Annotated in this window: 11 protein-coding genes and 1 pseudogene; 9 read left to right on the top strand and 3 right to left on the bottom strand. The window is 71.0% G+C overall.

All coding sequences use genetic code 11. The annotated features are described in order from the left end of the window. The first annotated feature begins 160 nt into the window (after positions 1–160). Together BBK14_RS22850 and BBK14_RS22845 are read left to right on the top strand one after the other, a co-directional pair. On the top strand, positions 161–1,378 hold the full coding sequence (locus BBK14_RS22850; protein ID WP_071065315.1) for a cytochrome P450: 1,218 nt from the start codon (positions 161–163) through the stop codon (positions 1,376–1,378). A gap of 50 nt (positions 1,379–1,428) precedes the next feature. Continuing rightward, positions 1,429–2,469: a phosphotransferase gene (locus BBK14_RS22845; protein WP_071065314.1), complete on the top strand. Its 1,041-nt coding sequence runs from the start codon at positions 1,429–1,431 to the stop codon at positions 2,467–2,469. Between the two features lie 68 nt (positions 2,470–2,537). Here the strand turns inward: BBK14_RS22845 and BBK14_RS22840 are convergent, their stop codons facing one another. Together BBK14_RS22840 and BBK14_RS22835 are read right to left on the bottom strand one after the other, a co-directional pair. Then, complete coding sequence (locus tag BBK14_RS22840; RefSeq protein WP_071065313.1) at positions 2,538–3,353, bottom strand: mycofactocin-coupled SDR family oxidoreductase; 816 nt, start codon at positions 3,351–3,353, stop codon at positions 2,538–2,540. A gap of 72 nt (positions 3,354–3,425) precedes the next feature. After that, positions 3,426–4,618, bottom strand: a pseudogene (locus BBK14_RS22835) (cytochrome P450). 181 nt (positions 4,619–4,799) lie between these two features. On the opposite strand from BBK14_RS22835, the gene BBK14_RS22830 reads away from it, so the two are divergent. The 3 genes from BBK14_RS22830 (at position 4,800) to BBK14_RS22820 (ending at position 9,215) form a co-directional block, all read left to right on the top strand. Further along, entirely contained in the window at positions 4,800–5,738 is a 939-nt protein-coding gene (locus BBK14_RS22830; protein WP_083391182.1) for a DUF2278 family protein, read from the top strand. A 1,130-nt stretch (positions 5,739–6,868) separates the two neighbouring features. Then, a complete protein-coding gene (locus tag BBK14_RS22825) occupies positions 6,869–8,866 on the top strand; it encodes a PASTA domain-containing protein (protein ID WP_071065312.1) in 1,998 nt (665 codons plus the stop codon). A 19-nt stretch (positions 8,867–8,885) separates the two neighbouring features. After that, complete coding sequence (locus BBK14_RS22820) at positions 8,886–9,215, top strand: hypothetical protein (RefSeq protein WP_198541396.1); 330 nt, start codon at positions 8,886–8,888, stop codon at positions 9,213–9,215. Between the two features lie 20 nt (positions 9,216–9,235). Here BBK14_RS22820 and BBK14_RS22815 read toward each other — a convergent pair whose 3' ends face one another. Next, positions 9,236–9,451, bottom strand: coding sequence for a hypothetical protein (locus BBK14_RS22815; protein WP_071065321.1), 216 nt, complete (start codon positions 9,449–9,451; stop codon positions 9,236–9,238). A 273-nt stretch (positions 9,452–9,724) separates the two neighbouring features. On the opposite strand from BBK14_RS22815, the gene BBK14_RS22810 reads away from it, so the two are divergent. The 4 genes from BBK14_RS22810 to BBK14_RS22795 all read left to right on the top strand — a co-directional run bounded on the left by BBK14_RS22810 (position 9,725) and on the right by BBK14_RS22795 (position 23,541). Beyond that, positions 9,725–10,327 carry a TetR/AcrR family transcriptional regulator gene (locus tag BBK14_RS22810; protein WP_071065311.1) on the top strand — a complete coding sequence of 201 codons (603 nt, stop codon included), beginning with the start codon at positions 9,725–9,727 and terminating at the stop codon, positions 10,325–10,327. 371 nt (positions 10,328–10,698) lie between these two features. Continuing rightward, on the top strand, positions 10,699–15,531 hold the full coding sequence (pglW, locus tag BBK14_RS22805) for a BREX system serine/threonine kinase PglW (RefSeq protein ID WP_241831768.1): 4,833 nt from the start codon (positions 10,699–10,701) through the stop codon (positions 15,529–15,531). A gap of 110 nt (positions 15,532–15,641) precedes the next feature. Beyond that, complete coding sequence (gene pglX / locus BBK14_RS22800; protein WP_071065309.1) at positions 15,642–19,253, top strand: BREX-2 system adenine-specific DNA-methyltransferase PglX; 3,612 nt, start codon at positions 15,642–15,644, stop codon at positions 19,251–19,253. Positions 19,254–19,338: 85 nt separating this feature from the next. Further along, positions 19,339–23,541 (top strand): BREX-2 system ATPase PglY family protein, encoded by a 4,203-nt coding sequence (locus BBK14_RS22795; protein ID WP_071065308.1) that lies wholly within the window; start codon positions 19,339–19,341, stop codon positions 23,539–23,541. The last annotated feature ends 64 nt before the right edge of the window (positions 23,542–23,605 follow it).

The raw sequence follows: 23,605 nt of genomic DNA, 5'->3' as shown, positions 1-23,605 counted from the left end.
AAGGGCAACCCGACCCTGCCCTACAAACCATTCGGCAACGAGGACTGAGACGCTCGACATCCGCCGGCCGCGCGACCAGGGGGCCATGCGGCCAACGGCCACAACACCCACCGGGCACGAAGCGAGATTCGCCCCGTTCGTGCCACCGGAAGGACTGATCATGGATCTCGACGAAGCGGGCAGCGTCTTCACCGACCCGACGGCGTACGCGGACGAGAAACGGTGGCACACCGCCACCGCGCTGCTGCGCCGCCACTCGCCGGTGCACCGGGTCGAGACGGACGGCGTCGCGCCGTTCTGGGCGGTCACCCGACACGAGGACGTCATGACGATCTCCCGGGACTCCGAGCGCTGGCACAACGCGCCACGGACGGCCGTCAGCCAGGACCCGGCCGCGCCCGCGCCGCCGATACGTTCGCTGGTACAGATGGACGCGCCAGACCACCCGGTCTACCGGCACATCAGCGCCGACTGGTTCAAGCCGGCCGGCATCCGGCGGTTATCCGACCGCATCGCCCAGCTCGCGAAACGCTACGTCGACCACATGGCCGATCTCGGCGGCGAATGCGACTTCGTCACCGACATCGCCGCGCACTATCCCCTCTACGTCATCCTCTCCCTGCTCGGGCTACCCGAGCAGGACTTCCCGAGGATGCTCACACTCACCCAGGAACTGTTCGGCTCCGACGACGTCGACCTCGCCCGCAATCCGAGCGACACCGCCGCCCTGGACACCCTGCTGGACTTCTTCCAGTACTTCCAGACAGTGATCGCGGACCGCCGCGCGACACCGACCGACGACCTCGGCTCAGTGATCGCCAACGCCACGATCGGCGGCGAGCCGATCGGCGAGCTGGAGGCGGTCGGGTACTACGTCCTGATCGCCACCGCCGGTCACGACACGACGAGCGCAGCGATCTCCGGCGGGCTGCACGCCCTACTCGAACACCCGGACCAGTGGCGGCGCCTCACCGACGACCCCGACCTGGTGCCCACCGCCGTCGACGAGATGATCCGCTGGGTATCCCCCGTCAAGCACTTCATGCGCACCGCCACCGAGAACACCACCCTACGCGGCATCCCGATCACGGCCGGGGAGTCGGTGCTGCTGTCCTACCCATCCGCCAACCGGGACGAGGACGTCTTCACCGACCCCAACGCCTTCGACGTCGGCCGAACCCCGAACAAGCACGTCGGTTTCGGTTTCGGCGCCCACTACTGCCTGGGCACCCACCTCGCCCGACTCGAGGCACGCGCCCTCTACACCGAACTCGTCCCCCGGCTACACGAGATCGAACTAGCCGGCACACCCGAATACATGCAGACCCTGTTCGTCGGCGGACCCAAGCACCTCCCCATCCGCTACACGATCACCTGAGCCTCACGCCCCGCCGCGGACACCGACCCGAGCTCCTCCGGAGGCCCAGCATGACCGAACCGGCAGGTGGACAGCCGGGGTGGATCGTCGACGACCCCAACACGGTCACCCCCGAGTGGATGACCGGCGCGCTGCGCCGGGGCGGCACCGACACCGAGGTCGTAGGGCTACGCCACCAACCCGTCGGCCGCGGCCAGATCGCCCCCGGCTACCGCAGCGAGGTGGGCTACTACACCCGGTTCGCTCCGTCCGCCCGGATCCGGGTGCCGCGGTGTTGGAGCGCCGACATCAGCGCCGACGGCCGGAGCTTCACGCTGGTGCTCGAGGACGGGCATCCGGCACGGCCCGGTCTCCAGGTGGAGGGCTGCGACGTCCGCCAGGCCGAAGCCGCGCTGCGTAACCTCGCCGGCCTGCACGGCCCGTTCTGGAACAAGCCGGATCTCGCCGACGGCGCCGACTGGTTACGCCGGACGGACGAGGCCGCGCTCGGCTTCCTCAGCGAGGTCTTCGCCGGGGCCGTGGCCCCGTTCCTCGACCGGTTCCGCGACCGTCTCGCACCGACCGACACGGACACACTGCTCCGCACGGCCGATCTCCTCGCCCGGTGGGGCCGGCACGTCGGCACCCGCCACACGCTGATCCACGGCGACTACCGGCTCGACAACCTCCTGTTCACGGAGCCGCGCGCGGCAGGCGAGTCGCACGAGTCAGCCGAGTCCCACGGGCTCACGGCGTCCCGTGAGGTGACGGCCCTCGACTGGCAGTCGCTGGAGATCGGCTTCGCCGGCCGCGACGTCGCCTACTTCCTGGCCACCGCACTGCCGCCCGCACTCCGACGCGCCCAGGAAAAGAACCTGGTCCGCACCTACCACGAGCGGCTCGTCCGGATGGGGGTCGACGACTACCCGCTCGACGAGTGCTTCCGGGACTACCGGCTCGGAACCCCGCAGGCACCGCTGCTCACCGTGCTCGGCTCCGTCTATGCGACCAACGAGCCCACCGAGAGCTCCGACCGAATGTTCCTCTCCATGATCACAAACGCGTGCGCCGCGATCCGCGACCTCGGCACGCTGGACCTGCTCGCGCCGTAGCCCCCTCGGACCCGGCGGGTGCGGTGAACCCACCGCACCCGCCGCACCCGCTTCGCGCACTCCGTGTGTTACCGCTTGTTCAGTTGGCCGGCGTCGACCGGGACGACGGTGCCGGTCACGTACCGGGCGTCATCCGACACCAGCCAGGCGATGGCGTTCGAGACGTCGAGCGGGTCCACCGCGTCGACGGGCATCGCGTTGGCCAGCACCCGCGCGAGCTCCGGGGACCCCGCCGTGATGACCGACAGGTCCCCGTTGGCGGCCATCGGCGTCTTCACCGTGGTCGGGGCGACGCTGTTCACCCGGATGCTGTGCGGCGCCAGATAGTTCGCCCACGACCGCATCAGCCCGACCACACCGTGCTTGGCGGCGGTGTAGCCCAGGAAACCCGCCGTCGGGATACCCACCCCGACCAGCCCGCCCGTGGAGCTGGTCAACACGATCGCCCCACCCTGGCCCCGCTCGACCATCGACGGAATCGACACCCGACCGGTGTTCCACACCCCCGTGAGGTTGACCCCGACGACGTCCGCCCACTGCTCGTCCTCCGACGCCGCCCCACCCGGCCCGATACCGGCGTTCGCCAGCACGATGTCGACCGGGCCCAGCTCGGCGACGCCGTCCTGGAACGCCTTCCCCAACGCCACCACGTCGCGGACGTCAGCCTGCCAGGCGACGATCCGCCGCCCCGTCTCCTCGACCGCCTTCACGGTCAGCTCGAGGTCCTCCGGAGTCGCCATCGGGTAAGGCACCGACTCCATCTGGGCGCAGATGTCCACCGCGATGATGTCGGCACCCTCCTGCGCTAACCGGACCGCGTGGCTACGACCCTGACCGCGTGCCGCGCCGGTGATGAACGCGACCTTGCCGTCGAGCTTTCCCATCTGCGTCTCCCTGAGTCGTGGTGTGGTGTGGTGTGCGGGCGAGCCATGCCGTGGGAATGGGCGGGGCTCGGGCTAACCGACGGTGATCGGCAGCGTCTCCCAGCCGCGCATCGTCGACGTCGACGAAAGCGCGGAATTCTCCCAGTCGACGTCCCATCGCGGGAAGCGTCTCAGGATCTCCTCGAGCACCACCCTGCCTTCAAGCCGGGCCAGCGCGGCTCCCAGGCAGTAATGGGTTCCGAGGCCGAAGGTCCGAAGGTGACCGGTTCTGCGGTGGACGTCGAACCGGTCAGGGTCCGACCAGCTGTTCTCGTCCCGGTTCGCCGAGGCGATGAGAAGCATCATCGCGCTGCCGGCAGGCACCGTGCGGCCATGTAACTCGACGTCGGTCGTGACGTAGCGGACGATGGCATGACCGGTCGGCTCGAACCGCAGCGTCTCCTCGATCGCGTTCGGGATGAGCCGCGGATCGCCCACCAGCTCCRCGCGCTGGTCGGGGTACCGGGCCAGCAGCACGGTCAGCCAGCCGATCAGCCGGGCCGTCGTCTCGTTGCCGGCGCCGGCCAGGACGGTGATGTAGGTCAGGATCTCCTCACGGGTCAGCGTCCGCGTCTCCCCGGCCTCGTCCTCGAACTCGGCGCGCAGCAACTCCGTCATCAGGTCGTCCGACGGATGCTCGGCCCGCCAGTCGATGTACTCCGCGAACAGGTCCGAGTCCATGAGTGCCTGCTGGGACACCTTCATCTGCTGCCCCGGCTCGGTGCGCAGTTTCGCGTCCGCGCGCTCGCGGATCGCCGGCTGGTCCGACTCCGGGATGCCGAGCAGCATCCCGATCACGCGCATGGCACCTCGTTGGCGAACTCCGCCATGAGGTCGAAGCTGTCGACGTCGACGAGTCTGTCGAGGCTGCGCCGGCAGAAGTCCCGGACCTGCGGCTCGAGCGAGGTGACCCACCGCGGGGTGAAAACGCGCGCGAGAAGAGCGCGGTGGATGTCGTGGGCCGGCGGGTCCTCCATCAGCAACGTGCCCGGCGGAATTTCGACGTTAGCCTTGATGATTTCCAGGATCGGCCCGCGGGCCGACGAGAACGTCTTCCAGTCGGTCAGGCAGCGGTCGATGTCCTCGTGGCGGCTGAGGGCGTAGAAGTCGTGCCGGTCATTGTAGTAGAGCGGCGCCTCCGCGCGCAGCCGTTGGTAGACCGGGTAGGGGTCGCCGGCGATATCGCGGTCGAAGGGATCCCAGTAGACCGGACCGCTACGACTCATCTGGCGAGCCTCCTTCGATCGGCGCCGCGCCGCGGCCGGTCAGCCACGACCCGAAAACGAAATTTTAACGGTCGTTCTAACTTGATGGGACGCCGCTGTCAATACGCCCAGCTCACCGGGAGAAGAACCCACGAACTCGCGACACGGATGGCGATCACCCGACTACTCGCCGGCAGGATAGGTGAACCAGGGCGACTACCGCCGGTCCGCCTCCGACGACGGCGTCTGGCAGGACGGGGCACTGCTGTTTCACTTCTCCGGACGCGGACCGCCGGGTCGCGGCGCCAACCTCACCGGCGCACTGCTGGGTGGGGCGGTTCTCCCTGGCGCCTCACTGGGCAGCGCAACCCTCACCCGTGCTCGCCTGGGTGGGGCGGATCTCACCGGCGCCCACGGCCTGACGCAGGAGCAGATGAACGTCGCCCGCGGGGATGGGCGGGATCCGGCTCGTAGCCTGGGCTCTGTGTATGTGCCCCGCGCCTTCGCCCTCACCGACCTCGACCAGGTCGCTGGCTGCGTTGCGGCCGCGGGAGCAGCCGACCTCGTCACCGTCAGCGACACCCAGCCGGTGGCCACCCTCGTCCCGATCATCTGGGATCGCACCCCGAGCGGACCTGATGCGCCGCACGGACGGCTGCTGGGGCATCTCGCCCACGCGAACCCGCAGTGGCGGACCGCGTCCCCGGGCTGCGCAGCGCTGGCGATCGTGCACGGGCCGCAGGCGTACATCTCACCGTCCTGGTACGCCGCCAAGACCGAACACGGACGGGTCGTCCCGACCTGGAACTACACCGCGATCCACTTCAGCGGACCCGTCACGTTCCACCACGACCCCGAACAGCTCCGTGGCATCGTCACCCGACTCACCGACCGGCACGAACAGCACCGGGAACAGCCCTGGGCTGTGGACGACGCCCCGCCCGACTTCGTGGCCGGTCTGCTGCGGGCGATCGTCGGCTTCGAACTCGCCGTCGCGTCGGTGACGGCGAAGGAGAAACTCAGCCAGAACCGCTCCCCCGCCGACCGCGCCGGGGCCATCGCGGGGCTGCGCGGGGAACCCGACGCAGGGTCTGCCGCCATCGCCGACCTCATGCAACCCCGGCCACCTGGGCAGACCTGACACCCCGGGTTGGTCCGTGGCCTGCTCGCAAGCAGGGTTGGCGGCATGTCGGACGCCGTACTAGGAAGCGGCCGCGTTCCCGCTGGCCGGGTTGTCGAGCCCCTCGTGTCGCGGGAGCACCCCTTGATTGTCGACCGGAGCACAACATTCCGTGTGTTGCCGGGCCGATGACCTGAAATCTGATCAATTCGCCGTAACGGGGAGACCCTCATCGCGTAGAACTCTGCTGGTGGTCAACGACAGGGGAACGCGCCGGCGGAATAGCCGGCACTGACTGTTGATCAGCACTGGAATCGCCGTGGCAGGCGCAGCACTTGCTGTTATGGGCGTCTGGTATCCAGGCGACAGACGTACATGCGGCCGTCACGGTTCTGGCCCGGCTGCCCATCCGTCGAAGCATCCCCCGGGCGGACCTCGACGGCGCTGATCTCACCGGCCCCGCCAGACTGCGCGGGCTCCGAGCTCCTCGCGGCAGCCTCATTGAAGCCTGGCTGGGCGCGGCAAACCTGACGCGGGCCGGGACAGAAGGGGCGGACCTCAGCGATGCTCGGGGACTGACACAAGAGCAGGTGAACTCCGCCCGGGGCGACAGGCGAACTCGACTACCGGCCGATCTAATTCGGCCAGCATCATGGGCCTAGCCTTCACGATCAATCGACGCCGTGTCTACCGACGGCCCGGCGGGCTCTGCGTTCGCCTGAGCCGGATCACTCACTGCCCGGTGCGCCTCGGCGAGGTTGGTCGCTGTCGGGCAGGATGGACTTCGGAAACTCGGATGGAGAACGCCAGGTCGGTGCTCGTGGCAAGCCTCCGACCGGAGCGTGATGTCGCCGTGATAGGGATACGGCGCAACATCGTCGACGTCAGGGCCCTCGGGGGGAGGCAAGCTGTGCTTGTGATGCGGCGGAGTTCCGGTGATTTCACCCGCTGACGGTCAGGCGGAGTCCGACGAAGCCGGAGACATCCACGGCACGGAAGACACCCAGGAGACAGACGGGAGCGGGGCCAGCCGCGAAACCGGAACGCCGGCGGTGGGATCCCCAGGACCGGCGGCATCCGACCACGCTCATACGGAAGCCGCATCCCCTGACGAACGCCCCGCCGCGAACCGATCAGAGCTGACCCGGCCGATGGTGCCGCTGTCGGCGGAGGAACCGACAAGGATCGGCGACTACCAGCTCCTCGGGTTACTGGGGCGTGGAGGCATGGGTAGCGTCTACCTGGGCCGCTCGCCGGCCGGGCGGCAGGTGGCGGTGAAGGTCGTCCGATCCGACCTCGCCGCGGATCCGGAGTTCCTCCGCCTGTTCCATCGAGAGGCCCAGCTCGCCCGACGGGTCGCCCGCTTCTGCACAGCGGAGGTGCTTGACGTCGGGGCGGACGCTGGCCGGCCGTTCCTGGTCACCGAGTATGTCGACGGCCCGACGCTGTGGGACGCGGTCAACAGCGGCGGACCGTTCGGTGCCGCGCAGCTCGAACGGATCGCGATCGCCGTCGCCACGGCGCTGACGGCGATTCACGGTGCGGGGATGGTGCACCGCGATCTGAAGCCATCAAACGTGATGTTGTCCGGAGCTGGGCCGCTCGTCATCGACTTCGGTATCGCCCATGCCCTCGACGGCACCACCCAGCTCTCGCGCACATCGACCGGCACACCGGCGTTCATGGCACCCGAGCAGGCCCGCGGCGAGGGGGTGGGCCCCGCCGCCGACGTGTTCGCCTGGGGTGGCGTCGTGGTCTTCGCGGCCACCGGCCGGCCGCCGTTCGGCACCGGTCGGCCCGAGGTACTGCTCTACCGGGTGGTGCACGAGCGGCCGGACCTGAGCGGTATCCCCAGGCCCCTGCGCACGGTCGTCGCTGCGGCGATGCGCTCAGAAGCCGCGGCCCGCCCATCCGCTCAGGAGCTCTACAACCTGCTGCTGACCGCGGCGACCCAGGCTTCACCAGTGGTCGTCTCACCCCTGCCGGCGGTGTCGACGGACGAGACCGACGTCGCCTCCGAAACCGACACCGACACGGACACGGACACCGGCACCAGCACCGGCACCAGCACCGAGATCGACGCCGACACCACGACGGTGGGCGCCTCCGATTCCGGAACCGACCTCCCGGCCGCCGCGCCTGAAAGGTCGATCGAGGTCGACGACGCCGCTCAGGCCGATGAGACCGCGTCGATGGCACCGAGCGACTTCATGGCGCCTGGAGTTGGCGGTCCTGGCCTCAGCGTCGGCTCCGCGGGTGTCCCTGGGCCAGAGCCATCGGGCCCAGGTGTCACACCGGCGGTCCCGACGCGGCGCCGGGTCCGAGCGTGGAGGCCGCTGAGCACATTCGGCGGATCGTTGGCGGACGGTAGCCGGCGGGAGATCGTCGCCCTGGGACTTGTCGGGGTGCTCGTGCTTCTGGGCGTCCTGCTCGCCCTTGGAGAGGCCGGCGGTCCCGGTTCCTCGCCGAGGGCGGACGGCGCGCAGCCATCACCAATGGTGGCCGTACCTCTACTGACAGGTCGCGCGGTCGCCGACGCCGAGGAAGCGCTGCGGGCTCTCGGGCTGCGCCCGGTGCGAGCCGAGGCAGTGACCAGCGACGTGGTCGCCGCTGGTCAGGTGGTTGCCCAGGATCCGCCCGATGGTCGGCGAGTCCCCGCAGGCGGTGCGGTGCGGCTGACCCTCAGTTCCGGGAGCGCGCAGGTCGAGGTCCCCGATGTCGTCGGGCGCACCGAGGAGGAGGCCAAAAGCGCCCTGACCTCGGCGGGGTTCGTGGTGACGGCGTCCACCGAGCTCAGTGACGATCGACTGCCCGGTCAGGTGATCCGAAGCGTCCCCGCACATCCACAACGCGTCGCACGCGGGAGCGAGGTCGCGCTGGTCGTCAGTTCCGGACCGGCCACCGTCGTGATTCCGGCCGGACTCGAAGGCCAAATCTATGGCACCGCCCGCCAGCGCCTGAAGAACCTCGGCCTCACCGTCAACGGGACCTTCGAGACCAGCACGCGGGTCCCCGCAGGCCAGGTCATCAGAAGCAGGCCCGGCGCCGGCCAGCGCGTAGCGGTTGGCTCGACGGTTACGCTCACCGTCTCGTCCGGAGCGCCCGCTCCTCGACCGAGACCCAGCGACGGTCAGTCATGGTCGTGGTAACGCGAAGAATCCTGACCCTTTGAACGAAGAGCCATACAGGCCGCTTCGCATCCGGCCCGCTGCGGGGACGAACCGTGAACTGTTCACCGGCCCCGCATCGGCGGCGGCGTCCTCGCGCGGCGGGACCCGCCCGTGGACCATCGCGGCGGTCTACCTGTTCGACGCGCAGCGGCTGCTCGACGAGCTCCGCGCCCGAGGCGTCAGGACGGGAACCGCGGCGAGCGTGCGCGCCGCGCACTGGGAGGCAGCCGAGATCTTCCCACGGGCGAACAGCGAGCTGCTGACGGTCGAGCCGGAACAAGCACGCCTGCTACGCCTGTTCGCGCCGCCGACGGACGGCCCTCGCTGACCATCGCAGGACTTACCGCCTCACCGGCCCGGCCGGAGCGGCATCGCGGCTGCCGTCTGCGGGCCGGTGTGCGGCACCAGCCAAGGTGAGTCGGCCTGTGCCCGTCCGGGCTCGGGCATCACGTTCGCCGCCCCGCTCGCGATGGCCTCGACCAGCCGGATCGCCTGAAGGACAGACAGATTCAGAACGATCTCGGTGCCGGCTTCCGCCTGCAACCGCACCGATACGTCCGCCATCGTCACATGCCCTTCGTCGCGAACCTGATCGCCCCCTGTACCGAGGGGCCATGGTGACGCTACGGGGGAAGCCACGATGATGTCAGGAAAGGTGGCCAGCGGCACTGGCGATCCGCTTCCGCAGCCCAGCCACTTCCCGCCCAGCCGCCGCCGTTCCATGAACGACGCCCAGGCGCGTCCGGAGCCGCGGGCTCGATCCGGTCGGGATCATCCGCGAAGATGGAAGGCCGGCTGCCATCCGAGGCTGGGACTCCGCACTCTGGAGGAAGGCGAATGACCGCGCCCCGTCGGCGCCGAGCGGCGACCGTCGAGAAGGCCACTCGTCTTCTCGACGCGACCGAGGAGATCATTCTCCGGGAGGGCTACGCGGCGGTCAGCTCCCGGAGCGTGGCCGCCCGCGTCGCCATCAACGCCCCTCTCGTGCACTACTACTTCCCGACGATCGACGACCTGTTCGTGGCGGTCCTGCGGCGGCGCGCGCAGCGCACAGTGGAGCAGATGGCCGCGGCGCTGGCATCCGCGGAACCGTTGCGCGCCTGGTGGGAGCTCGTCTCGGATCCACGCGGAACAGCCCTGATCGTGGAGTTCGTGGCGGCGGCGAACCACCGTCCGGCGCTGCGGGCGGAGGTCGGCAAGGTGGCCCGCGAGCTCAGGCGGATGCAGATCGAGAAACTGGCCACGATTCTCGACGAGTACGGCCTCGACGCGGACGAGTACCCGCCCGCGCTCGTCGCCGCCACGATCCAGGGCCTCGCGTTCGCGGTGGTGGCGGACAAGTCGACGGGCTACGACACGGCGCACGAGGAGGCCGCGGTCGCCATGACACGCCTGGTGACCCGCCTCGAGGAGAAGCGGGCACGTCGCCCGGGTCGGTAGCAACGGGTGGCTGTCTGGTCCGCAGCGACCAGCCCGTCGGGGTGACGGTGCCCCCCGCGCTGGCCTGGTGCGCCACCACGTAGTCGATGGCGCGCCGCGGCTCGCACCCGCGCCCCACGCTCCGCACGGCCGCGGCGCCAGACCGTGGCCGCAGGAGCAACCGCCGCGACAGGCAGAGTCACTGCCGCTCCAACTCCACCACTCCGTACAGCAAACCAGCTACGGAGCAAAGAAAAAATCGTCAGGTTTCGCTGCTTTTTTACTGAGAGCAGGGTTATTGTCGCGAGTGGTGACCTAGCGGGCTCGACAGTCGGGGGCGGGGCCGCGGACACGGCGGGGGCGGCGGCGTGCGCGAGGAGCAGGGCCGGTGGGTGACGGTCACGCCGTCGCAGTTCCCGCACGAGCGGGAGGCGCTGGAGCACGTCCGGCTCCTGCTGCCGGACGCCGAGCCGTACCGCGCCTGGTCGAACTTCACCTTCACCGCGGCCACCGGGCACATCCGCGAGGTCGACCTGCTGGTCGTCGCCCGCGGCGGCGTCTACCTCATCGAGATCAAGAGCCTGGTCGGCCGGCTGAGCGCGTCCGGGTCGTCCTGGCTCCAGCACCGCGCCTCGGGCAGCCCCAGGATCTTCGACAACCCGCTGCACCTGGCGAACCAGAAGTCCAAGGAGCTGCGGTCCCTGCTGCAGAACGCCGGCGGCGCGAGCCGGACGAAGATCCCGTTCATCCAGCCAGCGGTCTTCCTGTCGAACCCGACGCTGCGAGTCGAGCTGCCCGACCACCAGCTCCACTGGGTCTTCGGCCCCGAGCGGGGCAACCACGGCGGCCCGGCGTTGCCGTCGATCTGGTCCGGCCTGCTGGACGCGCCACTGCGCGACGAGAAGCAGCGGATCACCCCCGACCTGTCGAAGGCCCTGGCCAAGCTGCTGCCGGCAGTCGGGATCGCTCGCAGCCGGCGTCACCAGCAGGTGGGCTCCTGGCAGCTGGAGTTCCCCGCGTTCGACTCCGGCCCGACCTGGCAGGACCACCACGCCGCCCACGCCCAGGTCGCCTCCGAGCAGCGGCGGGTGCGGATCTACCTCGTCGAGCGGGCGGCCGGCGAGGCCGAGCGGGCGAGCCGGGAGGCGGTCGCCCGCCGCGAGTTCCTCGTCCTGCACGGGATCAACCACCCCGGAATCGTCCAGGTCGACGGGCTGGAGAACCACGAGGCCGGCCCGGCGCTGATCTTCCGGCACCGCCCGGACGAGATGCGCCTCGACCACTACCTTGACCAGTACGGCGACCACCTCGACGCCGGCACCCGGCTGGGCATGATCCGTGAGCTGGCCGAGACGGTTGCCTACGCCCACGGCCGGCATCTCTACCACCGCGCGCTGGCCGCCCGCAGCGTCCTGGTCGTGCCGCGCGCCGGCCGGGGCTGGCTCTCACCCCGACTGATGATCAGTGACTGGCAGGCGGCGGCCCGGGACGCCGGCTCGGGCAGCGGCGGCGTGCCGACGAGCGGGCTGACGACGACGTCGCGCGCGCTGGCGGTGGAGCCCGCGGCCCGGCTGCTGCCACACCTGGAGCTGGCGACGGGCGGCTATCTGGCGCCCGAGATCGGCGCCCCCTACCCGGACCCGGTCGGCATCGACGTGTTCGGCCTCGGCGCGCTGGCCTACCTGATCCTCACCGGACAGCCGCCCGCGGACAGCCCGAACGCGCTGAAGGCGCGGCTGGAACAGTCGGGCGGCCTGTACCCGGCGGAGGTCGTCGACTCGCTGTCCGAGACGGCGAACGAGCTGGTGGCAGGGGCGACCCACCCGCTGCCCGAGAAACGCTTCGACAGTGTCCGCGAGCTGCTCGACTGGGTACAGGAGGTCGAGGACGAGTTCACCCGGCCGGACGTCCCGACGGCCACCCCCGGCGGCGACGGCGGCACGGGTGGAGCGAACGGCACGCCGGCGAACCCGTCCGCGACGGAGCAGCCGGAACGCGAGCCGGCCGAGCCGGAGCCGGCGCGGGACACGGCCGGGCGGGACACGGCCGGGCAGGAACCCGAGGCGGACCCGCTGGAGGCCCAGCGCGGCGACCTGGTCGGCGGCGAGTGGCGGATCCGGGAGCGGCTGGGCACCGGTTCGACGAGCCGCGCCTTCCTGGCCCACAACGAGAAGACCAACCGCGACGAGGTCCTCAAGATCGCCCTCTCCGACGAGCGGGCGGGCCGCCTTGGACACGAGGCGTCGGTGCTGGGCCAGCTGAACGACTCCCGCGTGATCCGCCTGGCGCGCCCGGACACCCTGGTCGTCGGCGGGCGCACGGTGCTCGTCCTCGACCACGCCGGCGAGCAGACCGTCGCCCGCAAGCTGCGCGAGGGCCGGCTCTCCGTCGACGAGCTGGAGACCTACAGCGACTACCTGTTCGGCGCGGTCGACTACCTGGACGGCGAGGGCGTCGTCCACCGTGACCTCAAGCCGGACAACATCGTCATCCGCCGCCGGCCGAACCGCACCTACCAGCTGGTCCTCATCGACTTCTCGCTGGCCAACATCTCCGTCCGCGACATCGGCGCCGGCACGCCCCGCTACCTGGACCCGTTCCTCGGCGCCGGCACCCGCACCGCCTACGACGACCACGCCGAGCGCTACGCCCTGGCGGTCACCCTGCACGAGATGGCCTCCGGCGAGCTGCCGCTGTGGGGCAACGGGGGCTCCGACGCGCGGTTCGCCGAGGGACCGCCGAAGCTGGCCACCGAGGCGTTCGACCCGGCGATCCGCTCCGGACTCACCTCTTTCTTCCTGCGTGCGCTCGACCGGGACGCCGGGCGCCGGTTCGCGTCGCTGAAGGACATGCGCGACGCCTGGCAGGCCGTCTTCCGCGCCGCCGACTCCACCCCACCGGCCCCGAGCATCCATCCGACGACGGACGGCCAGCCGGCCACCGGTGGCCAGGCGGCGACGAGCGGCCCGGCCGGGCTCCGTCCAGTCAGCCCCGCGGGCGCTGTCGACGAGGCAGCCGCCCAGCGGGCCCGCGGCCTGGCCGCCGCGGCGGCCACCGCCGACACTCCGCTGGAGGCCGCGGGCCTGTCACCGCGGGCGGTCTCCGCGGCGCACCGGCTGAACGCGACGACCGTCGGCGAGCTGCTCACACTCGGCTCCAAGGAGATCATCAGCCTGCCGGGGACCGGCGCGAAGACCCGCCAGGAGCTGCAGTCCCGGATCCGGCAGTGGCGCCGAGCCCTCGCCGCGGCCCCGGCCGCCGCCCTCGCCACGCCCGCCGTCATGCCGGCCCAGCCGACGCCGGCCGGGCAGCGGGAGGACGGCGCGTCGGCGGCAGCGGCGCCGGACTACGCCCGCATGCCGGTCGAGGACATCGCCGACCGGCTACTCCCCCGTGCCCTGTCCGGTGGGCGCCGCGCCGCCGAACGCAGGCCCGCTGAACAGGGTGCCACCGAGCGCAACGCGACCGAACGCGAGGCGACCCGACTGCTGCTCGGCCTGCCCGACACCGCGGGCACGCTGCCGGACGTGCCCCTGTGGGCGCCGCAGCAGCAGATCGCCGAACGGGTCGGCGTGACGGCCGGCCGGATCGCGCAGGTGCTGACCGCGCGGCGCCGGGCCTGGCACGCCGACGGCGCGGTCCGCTCGGTGCACGACGAGCTGGTCGAGATTCTCGGCGACGCCGGCCGGGTGCTGGGCTTCGACGAGCTGGTCACCGCCGTCCTCGCCCGCCGCGGCAGCGCCCGCCGTTCCCCGGCCGAGCGCCGCGCCCTCACCGGCGCCGCGGTCCGCGCCGCGCTGGAGACCGTCGACCTCGACTCCGAGCCGCGCCTGGCCCGCCGCAAGTTCTACGAGCGGACGCTGGTCGCCCTGGAGGCCGCCGAGGACGACGGCCCGCTCACCCCGGCCGCGCCCGCGCTCTTCGACTACGCCATCGCCCTGGGCAAGGCCGCCGACCGGCTCGCGCGGGCCGAGGAACTGCCCGCCCCGGCGACCGTGTTGCGGGAGCTGGCCGCCGTCCGCTCCGCGCCCGCCGTCGCCGATGCCGATACCGACGCCGAGGGCCTGGCGGACGCCGGCACCGGGCCCGCCACCGCCGCGACCGTCGACGGGCTGGCCGGGCTGCCGGCGCTCGACCAGCAGCGCCTCGTCCGGCTCGCCGCCGCCGGGTCGCGCACCGCCGCCGCCAACGCCCGCCTGGAGATCTACCCGCGCGACCTGGACCTCGTCCGGGCGCTGCGCCTGGCCCAGGCCGGCGTGCTGCCCACCCGCCCGGCCACGGCGCCACCGCGGCCGGGTGTCGGGATCGACGAGCGGCCCGACCGGCCGCTGCTGGAAGTCCCGGTCATCCACGAGCGGGTGCAGAACCGCTTCCCCGGCCTCGCCACCGAGCTGCCGACGCACCCGGCACTCGACCGCGCCCTCACTGCCGCCGGGTTCCCCCTCGAATGGGACGCGGCCCGCGAAGGCTATGTGCCGCCGCACGGCCTGCTCTCCTCCACCGGGCTCGGCTCGCGGGCGACTCCGGTCGTCCGCCAGCCCACCGGCCTGAGCGGCCCGTCGGCGCGCATGGTGTTCGACCGCCCCGACCAGGCGGCCGCGGCGCTCGCCGAGCAGCGTCTCGCCACCGCCGCCGAAGCCGGCGGCTTCCGGGCGCTCACCGTTCGGCGCAACCACTACCTGGCCGCCCGCGCCGAGCTGACCAGGCCGCACCGGTTCGCCGCCGAGCCGGTGGACGTCGCGGCCCTGTTCCTCGACGCTCTGCACGCCGAGGTCGACCCGCGGCCCAGGCCCACCTGGGCGACGATCCTGCGCGCCGACGCCGCCGAACCCGGCAGCCGGGCGGCCACCAACCTCGCCGAGTACGTCCGGACAGCCTGGGAACGCGCCGCGCCACAGCTCGCCGCCCTGGTCGCCGCCCACGCTCACAGCGCAGGGCCCGACGGCCGGCCGGCGCCCCTGCTGCTGCACGACGCCGGCGTGTTCGGCCGCTACGACGGCCGCGGGCTCGACGTCCTGTTCGCGCTCGCCGAACGGGCCCGCGCCGGCAGCCGGCCGGTCTGGGTCCTGTGCCCGACGACCGAGCCGACCCGGCCACCGCGGCTCGACGGCGCCCTCGTCCAACTCGTGACCGAGAGCGAGTGGGTGGCTCTGCCGGACGCCTGGGTCACCAACCGGCACCGCGCCGCCGACGAGGAGACCGGCGCCGCCGGAAAGGCGTCCTGACCGATGGCTGGACGCGCCCCGAGGCGGGCGGGGCTTCGTCGTTGCCGGATGTCCGTCGACCGAGGGCCGGACTGGGCCCGAATTTTCGCTGAGTGGGTGGGGGAACGTTTGTGATCGACCGGGTGGCGCTGCTCAAGGACGCGCAGCGGCAGGTGAAGGCGCTGGAGAAGGACCTGCGCGCCCAGGTCGACGACCTCCCCGAGGTCGGGACCCGGCTGCGGGCCGAGTACGACCGGGCCTTCGAGGTAGGCCGGACGGCGGCGACCTGGTCGGCGTGGCTCGGCGAGCGGGTCACCCAGGCGGCGGCCGCCTGGGTGCTGGGGACCGTGTTCGTCCGCTTCTGCGAGGACAACGCCCTGATCGGCGACCCGTTCCTGGCCGGCCCGACAACCGCCCGCCTCACCCTCGCCGAGGAACGGACCGAGGACTTCTACCGGCGGAACCCCGCCAAGACGGCGCGCGACTGGCTGCTGGCGGGCTTCAACGAGATCGCGAAGGTGCCCGTCGGCGCCGGCCTGTTCGACCAGCGACACAACGCCCTGTTCCAGATCCCGCTCACCCACGACGCGGCCAAGAATCTGATCACCTTCTGGCGCCGCCGCACCGAGGCCGGTGTGCTGGTCCACGACTTCATGGGTGACGCCTGGGACACCCGCTTCCTCGGCGACCTGTACCAGGACCTGTCCGAGGACGTCCGCAAGAAGTATGCGCTGCTCCAGACCCCGGAGTTCGTCGAGGAGTTCATCCTCGACCTGACACTGACACCAGCCATCGAGGAATTCGGTCAGGAAGTCGAAGATCTAGAGAACTTCAAATTGATCGACCCGACCTGCGGCTCGGGTCACTTCCTGCTGGGCGCGTTGCACCGGCTGCTCGTCGAGTGGGAGAAGAATTCCCCCGACCAGGATGTATTCGAGCGGGTCCGGCTGGCGCTTAACGCGGTCCACGGGGTAGACATCAACCCGTATGCGGCGGCGATCGCCAAGTTCCGGCTACTCATCGCGGCTCTGCGCGCCGCCGGGCTGACCACGCTGGACGAAGCGTCCGGCTACACCTTCCCGCTGCACGTCGCCATCGGCGACTCGCTCATCAAGCGCCGCCAGCTCGACCTGTTCGGCGAGGACAGCGACAAGGTCGCGGAGTTCGCCTATGCCACCGAGGATCTCGCCGACCACCCCGGCATCCTCGAAGAGGGCCGCTACCACGCGGTCGTCGGCAATCCGCCTTACATAACAGCCGAGGATAAGACCCTTAACCAGCTATATCGCGATCTCTATAGTGCCTGTGCGGGCAAGTACGCGTTGACGGTTCCCTTTGCACAACGCTTCTTCGAGCTAGCGAGACCGCCGGACGGTCAGGGTAGAGGCGCAGGGCGCGTCGGCCAAATCACCTCGAATGCTTTCATGGCCCGCGAGTACGGCAGGAAGCTCATCGAGCAGTTCTATGCATCCACTATTGAGCTGACACACGTCGTCGACACATCGGGGGCATACATCCCAGGGCACGGCACGCCAACGGTGATTCTCGTCGGCCGTAGGAATCACTGGCAGCGCGCAGCGTCCATCCGCGCGATCCTCGGGATTCGAGGCGAACCCTCCGCTCCCGAAGATGCAAGCAAGGGTCTCGTCTGGCAAGCGATCATCGATCAGCTTGGGGAACCCGGGTCGGAGTCCGAGTGGGTCAGCTGCGTCGATATGGAACGGGAGCGGCTTGCCGCCTTCCCCTGGTCGCTTGGTGGCGGCGGCGCAGCCGAGCTGCGCACCTTCCTGGATAAACCAGAGAAAAAGCTTGGCTCCCTAGCGATAAGGATCGGATTCTACGGCGTGATGGGCGCCGACGATGTTATGATAGCACCCGCACGAGTTTTCGAAAGATTCGGAGTCGAGTCATTCTCCTACCGCCCTCTAGTCATTGGCGAGGCGGTACGTGATTGGGCCTTTAAACCGGGAGATCATGCCTTCCATCCGTATTCCGAATCGAGGGATCTGACATCGCTGGACGCGATTCCTGCACAGCAACGTCGCATCTGGCCGTACCGCACAGAGCTTGGCAACCGTGCGACCTTCACGCGCGGTACGTATTTCTCAGACGGGCGACCCTGGCACGAGTGGCACCAGCTTCCACGCGATCGGGAAGCGTCCAATTGGGCAATCTCATACGGGGAAGTGGCGACACACAATCACTTCAMCCTGGAACGCAACGGAAGAATCTTCAAGCAAACCGCCCCGATCATTAAGTTCCCAGCCGGAACATCAGAGAGCGAGCATCTACGACTACTAGGAATACTGAATAGCTCGACGGCATGCTTTTGGCTGAAGCAGGTTTGCTACCCTAAAGGAGGCGATCCGGTAGGGCAAGATGGAGCTCGGGTAAGTACACAGCCATGGTCAGATCGCTACGCGTTCAACGGAGCCAATATTCTCAGGTTCCCGATACCTGCCGAGAAGCCATTTGAAATGGCTCAAGAATTGGATGGGCTGGCGCAGCAGCTGACGGCGGTGAGCCCGGCAGTGCTGGCCGCGGAGGGGGCACCGACGCGGGCCCAGCTGGCGGCGGCGCGGACCGAATGGGCGTTGACGCAGGGGCGGATGATTGCGTTGCAAGAGGAGCTGGACTGGCAGGTTTACCGTCAGTACGGGCTGCTCGGCGACGAGCTGATCCTGCCGATGGCCGAGGTTCCCGAGATCAGGCTGGGTGAGCGGGCGTTCGAGATCGTGCTGGCGCGGAAGATCGCGGCTGGCGAGGAGACGTCCGAGTGGTTCACCCGCCATGGCTCCACCCCGATCATCGAGCTGCCCGCGCACTGGCCGGCTGAGTACCGGGCGTTGGTGGAGAAGCGGATCGCCGTCATCGAGGCGGATCGGAACATCGGGCTGATCGAGCGGCCTGAGTACAAGCGGCGGTGGGCGACCGAGGGCTGGGACAAGCTGCAGGACGTGGCCCTGCGGGACTGGCTGCTCGATCGGGTGGAGGCGCGCGAGCTGTGGTTCGCCGACGTTGACGGCATGGTTCAGCCGCAGCTGTGGACCACCGGGCGCCTCGCCGACGAGCTGGCCGCGGACGCGGACTTCGTCGCCGTCGCCGAGATCTATCGCCCCGGCGAGGAGCTGACGAAGGTCGTCGCCGCGCTCGTCGAGAACGAGCACGTGCCGTTCCTCGCCGCGCTGCGCTACAAGGATTCCGGCCTGGTGAAGCGGGCCGACTGGGAGTCGGTCTGGGATCAGCAGCGCGCCGAGGACGCAGCCCCCGACGAGGAGGCCGCGAAGCAGATCCGCGACAAGATCCCCGTCCCGCCGAAGTACGCCCAGGCGGATTTCCGCAAGCCGTCCTACTGGCGGGCCCGCGGGAAGCTCGACGTTCCCAAGGAGCGGTTCATCTCCTACCAGCCGGCCGGGCCGGACAACGATCCGACGCTGCTGATCGGCTGGGCGGGCTGGGATCACCGCGAGCAGGCCCAGGCGTTGGCGACGCTGATCGTCGAGCGGCAGGACAACGACGGTTGGGGCGCCGAGAAGCTCACCCCGCTGCTCGCCGGTCTGCGTGAGGTCATGCCCTGGGTGCGCCAGTGGCACAACGACATCGACCCGGTCTACGACGGCTCCCCCGCCGAGGTCTACGACGCCTTCCTCGCCGAGGCGATGGGCCGGCACGCCCTGACCGCCGACGCCCTGACCGGCTGGCGCCCACAAACGGTCACCCGCGGACGACGGGCCACAAAGTGACGGGCCCGAAAGTTACGATCCGGACACGGATGGCGGCCGGGCCGCCCGCTCCCCCGCACACGCACGACCTGACCCGAGGTGCCGTATGACCAGCCCGTCGTCCCAGCCGCTGCTGCGCGAGGTCATCGACATCCCGGTGCGGACGTCCGACAGCGACTTCGTCCTCAAGCTCACCGAGGGCATCAGTGACGCCGCGACCCTGCGGAGCTACGTGGTGACCGACCGGCTCGTCGGGAACTTCGACGAGGCGCTCGGCCTGATCGCGCAGGCGGCGAGCACCGGCTCGTCCAAGGGCGTCTACCTRCACGGCTCGTTCGGTTCCGGCAAGTCGCACTTCATGGCGGTGCTGCACGCGCTGCTGCGCGGCGAGCCGGCGGCCAGGACGCTGGACGACCGGCTGACGGACGTCATCGGCAAGCACGACGCGGAGCTGGCCGGCAAGAAGTTCCTGCTCGTCCCGTTCCACATGCTGGGTGCGAAGTCGATCGAGCAACGGGTCCTCGGCGGCTACGCCGATCACCTGCGTGCCTTGCACCCCGGCGCCCCCATCCCGGCGGTGCACCGGGCCGAGGCGCTGCTGGACGAGGCCCGCAGCGTGCGGGCCAAGGTCGGCGACGCGACCTTCCTCGCCGAGCTGAACCGGGCCGGGGCCGGCTCGGGCGGCGGCGACACCGGCGGCATGGGCGTCGGTGTCGGCGTCGGCGCGGAGGAGGACGAGTGGGGCGACGACGCCTCCTGGACGTCCGCCGAGCTGGACGCGGCGCTCGCCGAAGCCGCCACCCCGGACGGCGCTCTGATCAGCGCACCGGACGCCAGGAACCGCCGCCGGCTGGTCTCCGACCTGCTCTCGACCTGGTTCGCGAACACCTTCCGGGATCTGCGCGAGGACGCCGAGGGCTTCGTCTCCCTCGACGCCGGCCTCACCGAGATCGCCCGGCACGCGAAGGACCTCGGCTACGACGCCGTCGTCCTGTTCCTCGACGAGCTGATCCTGTGGCTGGCGAACAACATGGGTGACCAGGCGTTCGTCTCCCGTGAGGTCCAGAAGGTCACGAACTTCGTCGAGGGCGGGCATGGCGCCCGGCCGATCCCGGTCGTCAGCTTCATCGCCCGCCAGCGGGACCTGCGGGAGCTGGTCGGCGAGTCCATCGCCGGTGACGTGCGCCTGTCCTTCCTCGATGTCCTCACGCTCGCCGACGGCCGGTTCGACAAGATCGTGCTGGAGGACCGCAACCTCCCGCTCATCGCCAACCGGCGGCTGCTGAAGCCGCTGAACGCCGACGCCGCGGCGGCGATCGCGAAGGCATTCGAGACGACGGCGAAGGTCCGTGCCGAGGTATGGGACACGATGCTCGGCGGCAGCGCCCAGCTCGGCGCCGACCGGGACGCTTTCCGGCTCTCCTACCCGTTCAGCCCGGCGTTCGTGGACACCCTCGTCCACGTCTCCTCGGCCCTGCAGCGCAACCGGACCGCGCTGAAGCTCATGCGTCAGCTTCTCGTCCAGCACCGCGACGACCTGCGCCTCGGCCAGGTCGTGCCGCTCGGCGACCTGTGGGACGTCATCACCCGGGGCGCCGACACCCCGTTCACCGACGTCCTGAAGGCCGAGTTCGACGCGGCGCAGAAGCTCTACGCCCGCAAGCTGCGTCCCTACCTGCTCGATGCGGAGGGCCTCGACGAGGACACGCTGGCCCAGGTCCGCCGCGCCCAGGCCGCCGGCGGCCCCGGCATCGGCGGCGGCACCAGAGTCAGCACCGGCGTCGACCCGGCGCTCTCGACCAAGGTGCGCCGGTTCACCGCGGACGACCGGCTGGTCAAGACGTTGCTGCTGTCCGCGCTCGCGCCGAGCGTCCCGGCGCTGCGCAACCTGACCCCGCGGCGGCTGTCGGCGCTCAACCACGGCAGCATCACCAGCCCGATCCCGGGCGGCGAGGCGGGGCTCGTCGGCAAGAAGGTCGAGCGCTGGGCCGGCCAGTTCGGCGAGATCAAGTACGTGCCGGTGGAGGGCGGCGACCCGGGGGTCGGCCTGGAGCTCGTCGACGTCGAGGTCGACAGCATCCTGAACTCGGCCGTCGCCTACGACAACGGCGGCAACCGGCGCACCCTGGTGAAGCGGCTGCTCGTCGACGAGCTGGGCGTCTCCGTCACCGGCGACGCCTACGGCGACCGGCTCGACTTCGTCTGGAAGGGCAGCAAGCGCTCCGCCGAGGTCATCTTCGGCTCGGTCCGCGGCGCGGAGCTGCGCGACGACCAGCTCGCCCCGCTCGACCCGGAGTCCTGGCGGCTCATCGTCGACTACCCGTTCGACGACTCCGGCGACGGGCCGGTCTACGCCCGGGCGCGCGTCGAGCGGCTGCGCGGCGCGGGCGCCCAGCACCGGACGGTCTGCTGGATCCCCGCCGACCTGACCGCCGCGCGGCTGGCCGACCTGGGGATGCTCGTCCGGCTCGATCATCTGCTCGCCGGCGGCGGGCACCGGTTCGACAGCCACGCCCAGCACCTGAGCGCCGATGACCGGCAGCGCGCCCGCGGCGTGCTGAAGAGCCGCCACGACGCGCTGCTGACCAAGACCCGGACGGTGCTGCGCTCGGCCTACGGGCTCACCTCGAAGGACGAGCAGGACGTCACCGCCGGCTTCAGTGACCACCTGCGCGCGCTGTGGCCGGGGCTGAACCCGGCGCTGCCGCTCGGCGCGTCGTTCCGCGAGGCCGTCCGGCGGCTGGTCGGGGATCTGCTCGCCGACCAGTTCCCCGGCCACCCCGACCTCGACCCCGACCGGACCGGGACGCCCGTCAAGCCGGCCGAACTGAAGCTCGTCCTCGGCTACGTGACGAAGGCCGCGGAGGCGGACGGCGGCTCGGTGGAGGTCGCCCGGGGCGACCGGATCCCGATGCGGCGGATCGCGCCGGCGCTCGGGCTCGGCGTGATGCACGAGGTGCGTTTCGAGCTGGGCCGCGAGTGGGTCGACCACTTCACCCGCCGGGCCGCCCAGACCGCGGCCGACGGGCCCGGAACGCCGGACGCCAGCGGCGCCAGCGACACGGGCGGCTCGGGCGGCTCGGGGCCGGGCGAGCTGCGGGTCGGCGACCTGCTGCGTTGGATCGACGAGCCGAAGCCGCGTGGCCTCGACGACAACGTCGCGCATCTGGTCGTCGCCGCGTTCGCCGAGCAGACCGACCGGGCCTGGTACCGGTACGATGGCCTGCTCCCGACCCCGCCCGAGCTGACCGCGATCGTCAAGGACATGACGCTGCGCGAACAGCCGCTGCCCGACGCCGCGGACTGGGCGGCCGCCGGCGATCGCGCCCAGGTGATCTTCGGGTTGCGGCCGCCGGCGCTGCTGCGCGGCCGGCTGCTGCGCGGCTTCGCCGAGGAACTGGTCGGGAAGGCACGGCCCCGCCTGGCGGCCAGTCAGGAGCTGGTCGGCGCCCTGGAGGCGCGTGCCGGCGACCTCGGGCTCGACCCGCGTACCGGCCTCGCCGCTGCCGGCACCGGCAGCGCCGTTGGACCCGACGGTGCAGTCGGCACCGACGGGGCGGACAGCGCGAACGGGGCGGACAGCGCGGACGGGGCGGACAGCGCGGACGGGGGCCGGCTGCGGACCGCGCGGGCCGCCCTCGACCTGCTCGCCGCGCTCGACGACCCCCGGGCTGCGGCGGAAACCGTGCGCAGGCTCGCCCGCGCCGATCTCGCCGGCCCGGCGGCGCGGCTCGCCGTGAGCATCAGCCGGGCCGGCGACGTCGCCGCCGCGATCAGGGCGGCCCCCTGGGACGAGACGTTCGTCGTCATCGCCGGGCTGCCCGAGCCCCACCAGAGCGAGGCCCGCGAGATCCTCGGGCGGATCCGTGCCGCCGGCGCCGCCGACGAGCTGACCACGCCGCTCGCCGCGGTGCTCAGCAGTGCCCGCGCCGCCGCGACAGCGCTTCTGCGCCGCGCCACCCAGGCGCCGCCCGGCGCCCTCGGCGAACCGAGGCCACCGATCATCACCCCGTCGCCCATCACCCGGCCCGCGGCCGGTTGGCAGCCGGCCGGCGTTCCGGGGGAATCGGGTGCCCGGCCGACCGCCGGGGCTGTCCCGCTCATGGTCCCCGAGCCGGGTCGGAGTCTCGCCGCGAGCGGTGGTGTGAGCTCCGGCGGTGGTGTGAGCTCCGGTGGCCCCACGGGAGCCGGGGCCCCTCGGCAGTGGCGGGTCCGGGCCGGGGAGCTGGACGGGGCGCTCGCCGAGCTGCGCGCCCACGTCGGCGACCAGCCCGGCGAGGTCGAGATCATCTGGCGGCCGGCACCGTGACCGTCATTTCAGCCCCCGGCAGCCAAGGTGCCTCGGCTGGCACGGGCGCCCCTCGGGTGACTCC

It is taken from the genome of Parafrankia soli (assembly GCF_001854695.1).
In the GTDB taxonomy this organism is placed as follows: Bacteria; Actinomycetota; Actinomycetes; order Frankiales; family Frankiaceae; genus Parafrankia; species Parafrankia soli.
Note: the sequence above shows the minus strand (reverse complement) of the source record. Positions and strands in the feature narration are given on the sequence as shown.

Bases quoted from the DNA above. Each gene is read 5' to 3' on its own strand.
- BBK14_RS22850 (WP_071065315.1), top strand. From the start codon at position 161: ATGGATCTCGACGAAGCGGGCAGCGTCTTCACCGACCCGACGGCGTAC.
- BBK14_RS22845 (WP_071065314.1), top strand. From the start codon at position 1,429: ATGACCGAACCGGCAGGTGGACAGCCGGGGTGGATCGTCGACGACCCC.
- BBK14_RS22840 (WP_071065313.1), bottom strand. From the start codon at position 3,353: ATGGGAAAGCTCGACGGCAAGGTCGCGTTCATCACCGGCGCGGCACGC.
- BBK14_RS22825 (WP_071065312.1), top strand. From the start codon at position 6,869: ATGGTGCCGCTGTCGGCGGAGGAACCGACAAGGATCGGCGACTACCAG.
- BBK14_RS22815 (WP_071065321.1), bottom strand. From the start codon at position 9,451: ATGGCGGACGTATCGGTGCGGTTGCAGGCGGAAGCCGGCACCGAGATC.
- BBK14_RS22810 (WP_071065311.1), top strand. From the start codon at position 9,725: ATGACCGCGCCCCGTCGGCGCCGAGCGGCGACCGTCGAGAAGGCCACT.